Below are 6329 nucleotides of genomic sequence, written 5' to 3'. Positions count from 1 at the left end.
GTTGAAGCTTATGAAGCACATGAAAAAGAATTAGCTGCATTAAATGCAACTATTGAAAAATTAGAAACAAGAGATAAAGGGGAAATTATTATGGATAAGAAACAAATAGAAACTAGAGATTATGCAGAAGAATTAAGAGTTATGACAACTGAAACTAATGGGGCATCAATTCCAACTACTATTGCAACACAAATAGTTGAGGAATTAGAAAGAATATCACCAGTATTTAATGAAGCACCAAGATATAATACACCTGGTAAGCTAGAATTTTTAATTAATACAAATAATGTTGAAGCTGAAATATTAGGAGAAGTTGACACATTAACAGATACTAATTTATCAGACTTTAAGAAAGTTATACTAGATGCAAAAAGAGTTGGTTTATGTGTTCCAGTATCTAAGCAATTACTTTTATCATCTCCACAAATAACAGTAGATTTTTTAGTTAAAGAACTTGCTAAAGGATATGCAAGAATTTGCGAAAAACAAATGTTTAAGGCTGATGGAACTGCAAAGAGTTTTACATCTGGTTTATTAAAATCTAAGAATGTTGTAACTGGTGTGGTTTCAATTGATACAGTTAAATCATTAATAATTAAAATGCACCCTTCTTTAATTGCTGGAGCAAAATTATATATGAATTTAGCAACATTTGAAGCTTTATCATTATTAAAAGATGAAACTGGTAATTACTATGTTCAATTAGCATCTTCATTAGTTGGAGAAGAACCACAATACAGAATATTTGGTAAAGAAATAGTTGTTACTGAAACTTTAGAAGCTGATGTAATTGTATTTGCTAATGTTGCGGAAGCTATGAGAGTTAAATTAAATCAAGATATGCAAGTAACTGCATTAACTGATAGTGTTTACGCTAAGGCTGGACAAGTTGGAGTTATGATTGATGCGTATTTAGATATGGCATTAGTAAATGAACAAGCAGTTTATATATTAAAAGCAGCAACAAGAACAAAATAATTATCTAATACAAACATAAAGAGTAAGAAAGAGAGCCACCAGGCTTATTTTTTTTACTCTTTTTTATTTTTATATAACAAAGGAGAAAGTTTTTAATGGCTAATAGAATAGTAGGTTTAAGAAATATTCACATTGCTCAAATAACTGGTACAGATGTACAAGGTAATTATACATATGGAATACCAGTTAAATTAGAGGGAGCAAAAACATTTAATACTACAAATGAAGTATCTGAAAATGCTTTTTATTCAGATGATGTAATGGATTATTACTCAAAAAGTATAACATCAATGGAATTAGAAATAGAGTTAGCATATTTAACTCCAGAAATAGAAAGTTTAATTACTGGCAAAAAGTTAGTTAATGGGGTTCTTGTTTCTGGTGCTAATGATAGTGCTGCATCATTTGCAATCATGTATGAGATGACCACTTTACAAGAACCGATTAGAAGAGTTATTTACGATTGTATATTATCAAGAGATGAAATTTCAAGTGCATCTAAAACAGATAGTGTTGATGAACAATTAGTAAAATTATCTGGTAAAGCTAAACCAGATGCAAAAGGAAACTTTGATGCAATATTAGATAAGAACTATATACCAGAAGGCGAAGAAGTTAAATTTAATAAGGTTTGGGAAGGCTTTTTTACTAAGGTTCAAACACCAGTAGTAATTGAAGCAACAACAAGAGAAGCAGCAAAGTAATTTAATGGAGGGGTTAACCCTCCTTATTTTTTTATAAAGGAGTTTAAAAATGGTTTTTTTTAATAAAACAAAAGATACAGAAGTAAGAAACTATAATTATAGTGCAACTATTGAAAGTCTTTTTAGTAATAGAGTTTTAATAAATAAAAATAGTATTGAAAAAATACCAGTAGTACAAGAAAGCTTGAAAAAGATTTGTGGGACTATTGCAGCTTTACCAATAGAACTAATGATAAAAGATAGATTTAAAAATACTGTTATTGAAGATGATGTAAGATTATATTTATTAAATACTGAAAATAATAGTTATCAAACTTCATATAACTATAAATATAGAATTGTTGAGGATTTATTATTATATGGTAAACACTATTCTTATATAGAGCGTAAAGGTACTAAAATAGATGGTTTATATCCTATTGAATTTAAGACAGTAACGGAACAAGATGTAATAAATGATAATGGTATTATAGTATCAAAAGACATACATTTCACATTAAATACAAGAGTATTAAATAAAAATGCTTATGAAGTTTTAATAATTGATACTGGTAATAAGGGGATATTAAATAGTGATAAATTATTATCTTTATTAATGGCACATGATGAAATGTTAGAAAGTGTTATCAATAATATTTCAATGCCCTCTGGTTATTTAAAAAGTTCTTCAAGATTAACAGAGCAAACAATTAACCGAATGAAAGAAAGTTGGAAAAACTTATATTCTGGTGGTTCAAATGCTGGTAAAACAATTATCTTAGAGGAAGGAATAGATTATAAAACTTTAGATATTGATTTAACTAAATTTCAATCATTAGATAATAAAAAAGCATTTATAGAAGATGTTGAAAGATTATTTAATTTATATAATATAAAGAATGATAGTGAGTATTTAAAATATACTATTGCTCCATTAGTAAGTTGTATTGAAAATGCTTTAACTTGCCAATTATTATTATCATCTGAAAAAGAAAAGAATATTATTTTTAGGTTTAATTGTGAAATGGTTGATAGAGCAGACGAAAAGACACGAATAGAAAGTATTGCTTTAGCAGTTGATAAAGGATTATTAACAATAAATGAAGGTCGTTTAAGATTAGATGAAAACCCATTTATTTTAAATAATAAAGAAGAGTTTTTAAATTTATCACAAGGTAAAGTTATGTTATTCCCAGATGGAAATATAATAATACCTAATATGGGAACTGCGATTAATGCAGATGGAAAACCAATTGCAGCAGCACCAGGAGAAGGAGAAAACAATGGAAAAGCAATATAGTAAATTAGAAGTAAGGGAACTAGATAATAGTTCTCTTTTAGTTTGTAAAGTAAATGATTATGGAGTGAGTAAAGAACTTAGGGGAAAGAATGGAGCATTTAGGGAAGTAGTACCAAAGGAAACATGGCAAAAGGCTATTAATGAAAATGTTAAATTCTATTATAACCATAAGCCATATTTTGAATTAGCTGAAAAGGTAGAATTGAGAGCCGAGGAAGATGGAGTTTATTTATATGCAACATTAAAAGATAGTGAAAAGGGTTTATATGATGCGGTTAAAGATGGTTTAATAACTGGAATGAGTTTTGGATTTAGAGCATTAAAAGATAGTTTTAAACAAGTGGGAAATTACTTAGAAAGAACTATTGAAGATATGGAATTATTCGAGGTTTCAATATTAGATAAAGAACCAGCTTACAATAATACAATGGTTGAAGCTAGAGAATTATATATACCAGTTGATTTAGAGATAAAAAGAAAAAGATTAGAGTTATTAAGGAGATAATTATGAAATTTAGTGAAATTAATTTAGATATAGTTTCTCAATATCTTCAATTTCCAATAAATAAAGAAAATCTATTGGAAGTAATGGAATTTGAAATATATATTGATGCAGCTAAGAATTATATTATTGAATATACTGGATTATCTATTGAAGAATTAGACCAAATACCCTTTATTGTACCACCAACATTATTATTAATATCTGATATGGTAGAAAATAAAACAATGGACGGAAGCCGCTATATTAACGGTACTTTTAAGGCTTTAATTAATATAAAGAAGAAGGTAAATTTATAATGGCAGCTTTTAAACTAAACCCTGGAGAATTAAGAACACCAATTAAAATTCAACGTTCTATACCTGGAAAAGATGAAGATAATAGACCAATTAACATTTATAAAGATGTTTTATCATGTAGAGCAAAAGTAACAAGTTACAAAGGAAAACAAGATTTAGAAGCACAAGGAAAAATTTATATTGATGAAAAATTAATTACTATAAGAAAGCCGAATTTTGAAATTTTAGATACTGATATAGTTTTATTAAATGGTAAGAAATATGATATTACATCTATTATTAATGTTGATGAAAAAAATAGATTTTATGAGTTAAAAGTGAGGTACGCAAAATAAATGGCTTATGTTGCAGCAGATGGATTAGAAGATTTATTTAAAACCCTAGATGAATTAGGGCAAGTTGGTAATAGAATTGGTGTTAGTTCATTAAGAAAGGCAATGAAACCAGGGTTGGAGATTATCAAAAAAGATGCTCCGCATGATACATATGAAGGACGAGATAATTTAAAGATTGGTACAATTAAAAGATATAAAAACGGTGGTTTACAAGGTGCAATGGGTATAGATAGCACGAATTGGGAGCAATGTAAACAATTATGGTATCAGCATTGGGGTTATAACAATTATGGTGGTAGACCAAAAGCATTTAGAGGAAGAGTTGAAAATCATGTAGGTTGGTTTGATAAAGCTTCTGATAATGCAAAAGATACAATATTAAATATATTAGAAGATGAAGTTGGAAAAGCATTAGACAAAATTTTAAAGTAGGGGTAAGTGTATGGAAGAAAAGTTAATAAATTGTTTAGAAGCTTTAGGAATTTCAGTTTACAATCTACAAAGACCAGAAGAAGAAAGAGAATGTATAGTTTATAACTATTCAGAAGATACTTTTTCAACATCAGATAATATAGAAGATATAACAAAGTATGTAATATATTTAAATCTATATTGTGATACTGGTTTGAATAACTGGAAAAAGAAAATAAAGAAAGCTTTAGAGAGCAATGGATTTAGTAAGATGTATATTCCACCAGCTAATTTTAAAGATGAAGCTGGTTTAATAAATCAAGCATTTAATTATACATACTTAGAATTAAACCCATAGTACATATAGGCTATATGATACCAGGAGCAGTTTAATAGCTGCTTTTATTTATAGGGGTATTATGTAGCCTATATTATTTATAGCCATATACAAGGAGCATAGACAATGAGAATAGATATTAAAGATAATATAGAAATAAATAATATGATATTAAATATTAATAAAGATAAGTTTATAAATAAACAAATGAAAGAAGAAGAAATAAAAGAATTAATTATAAAATTAAATTTATTTAATGTAACAAGAAAAGAATATATCACAATAGAACAGTTAATTAATACTCTTAAACATATAAATATAAATACTTCTATACATGAATTAATAGACCTCAATTCTATTGATGATAATAAGACAGTAATTATTTATAGATTTGATTAGTTTAAATTGAGTTGTAACAAATAAAATAATTTTAAATCAATTCAATAGTATAAATATAAGATTGAAAGAAAAGAAAAAATTTAAAATAAAAAATGAAATGAAATAGAGAAGGTAACGGAAGGATAAAAAGAAAGTTGGAAGGTATACCCCCATGAAAATAATTTAATTTTTTTGAGGTACTCCACAGAACAGCCCAACCCTTTCTTACAACAAGTGTTATAAATAGTTGTTTTTTTGATTTATAGCACTTGAAAAGGTTGAAAACCTAGTAATACCAATGGTTTGATGACATTTTATTTATAGCACAATTATAGCATTTTAATATAAAAAAGGAGAATTAAACAAATGAGAGGAAGACCAAGGAAGCCATTACATGAATTAAGTGAAAGTAGAAGAAAGCATCTTTCAGCAAGTGAAATTTATATAAGAGAAAAGGAACTTGAACATTTGGAGCAAGTGCAAGAGATAAAACAGAAAAGTAAGAGAATGAATAAAAATATTTCTTCTTATGTAAAAGAAATTAGAAGTTTAAGCGATAGCCAATACCAATTAATTGAGCCGCTATTAATTGAACTAATTTCATGTGATAAATTATTATCAGTATGTAAAGATAATATAGAAAAAAACGGTATGTTAGATAGGCTAAATGATGGCTTAAATCCTATTTTTTCAGCTTATACAACTTTACAAAAACAGAAAATTTCTTTAATAAAAGAGTTAAATAATGTTATTAAATCAATAGAAAAAAATCAAGATGCAGCACCAGTTAATTTTAATTTTGATGTATCAGAACTATCAAAAATAATAAATGAATAGGAGTTAATTAATATGTTACCTTTAGTACCTTATGAAAAATTAAAAGATAGTGATTGTATGAAAAGAAGTTCAATAATAAAAAGTAAATTTGGTTCTATAACAGAAGATGTAAAAGATTTAAGCACAGAAGAAATAATAAGAAATATAGTTGAATTATTACAGATGAATATTATTCTTGAACCTATAGAATTTGGAGTCTATGGTGTAGGTATACCAGTTTTAAAGTTTTATAAATTAATGTTAACAATGATTTGTAATTTACCCCAGCA

At 26.9% G+C, this 6329-nt stretch carries 11 protein-coding genes; all 11 read left to right on the top strand.

The genetic code is table 11. The annotated features are described in order from the left end of the window. The coding region (locus tag I4V63_RS15185) for a phage major capsid protein (RefSeq protein ID WP_196002063.1) at nucleotides 1–978 on the top strand (978 nt) is incomplete at its 5' end. 95 nt (nucleotides 979–1073) lie between these two features. Next, complete coding sequence (locus I4V63_RS15180; protein ID WP_196002062.1) at nucleotides 1074–1682, top strand: major tail protein; 609 nt, start codon at nucleotides 1074–1076, stop codon at nucleotides 1680–1682. A gap of 49 nt (nucleotides 1683–1731) precedes the next feature. Continuing rightward, the gene (locus I4V63_RS15175) at nucleotides 1732–2961 is read left to right on the top strand and encodes a phage portal protein (RefSeq protein ID WP_042402243.1); all 1230 of its coding nucleotides are present in this window, start codon (nucleotides 1732–1734) and stop codon (nucleotides 2959–2961) included. Then, nucleotides 2945–3466, top strand: coding sequence for an HK97 family phage prohead protease (locus I4V63_RS15170; RefSeq protein ID WP_042402245.1), 522 nt, complete (start codon nucleotides 2945–2947; stop codon nucleotides 3464–3466). Before I4V63_RS15175 ends, I4V63_RS15170 begins: the two co-directional genes overlap by 17 nt. 2 nt (nucleotides 3467–3468) lie before the next feature. Further along, nucleotides 3469–3762, top strand: coding sequence for a head-tail connector protein (locus I4V63_RS15165; RefSeq protein ID WP_042402249.1), 294 nt, complete (start codon nucleotides 3469–3471; stop codon nucleotides 3760–3762). Further along, nucleotides 3762–4097 (top strand): phage head closure protein, encoded by a 336-nt coding sequence (locus I4V63_RS15160; RefSeq protein ID WP_196002061.1) that lies wholly within the window; start codon nucleotides 3762–3764, stop codon nucleotides 4095–4097. The genes I4V63_RS15165 and I4V63_RS15160 overlap by 1 nt, the downstream gene beginning before the upstream one ends. After that, nucleotides 4098–4529: a hypothetical protein gene (locus I4V63_RS15155; RefSeq protein ID WP_196002060.1), complete on the top strand. Its 432-nt coding sequence runs from the start codon at nucleotides 4098–4100 to the stop codon at nucleotides 4527–4529. Between the two features lie 10 nt (nucleotides 4530–4539). Next, nucleotides 4540–4866, top strand: a complete 327-nt coding sequence (locus I4V63_RS15150; RefSeq protein WP_196002059.1) for a hypothetical protein — start codon at nucleotides 4540–4542, stop codon at nucleotides 4864–4866. Nucleotides 4867–4971: 105 nt separating this feature from the next. Then, the gene (locus tag I4V63_RS15145) at nucleotides 4972–5244 is read left to right on the top strand and encodes a hypothetical protein (protein WP_196002058.1); all 273 of its coding nucleotides are present in this window, start codon (nucleotides 4972–4974) and stop codon (nucleotides 5242–5244) included. 345 nt (nucleotides 5245–5589) lie between these two features. After that, nucleotides 5590–6060: a hypothetical protein gene (locus I4V63_RS15140; RefSeq protein WP_042402264.1), complete on the top strand. Its 471-nt coding sequence runs from the start codon at nucleotides 5590–5592 to the stop codon at nucleotides 6058–6060. Nucleotides 6061–6072: 12 nt separating this feature from the next. Beyond that, nucleotides 6073–6329 (top strand): hypothetical protein (locus I4V63_RS15135; RefSeq protein WP_196002057.1); only part of this gene is annotated, 257 nt, incomplete at its 3' end.

Source organism: Clostridium sp. 1001271B_151109_B4 (assembly GCF_015670405.1).
In the GTDB taxonomy this organism is placed as follows: Bacteria; Bacillota; Clostridia; order Clostridiales; family Clostridiaceae; genus Clostridium.
Note: the sequence above shows the minus strand (reverse complement) of the source record. Positions and strands in the feature narration are given on the sequence as shown.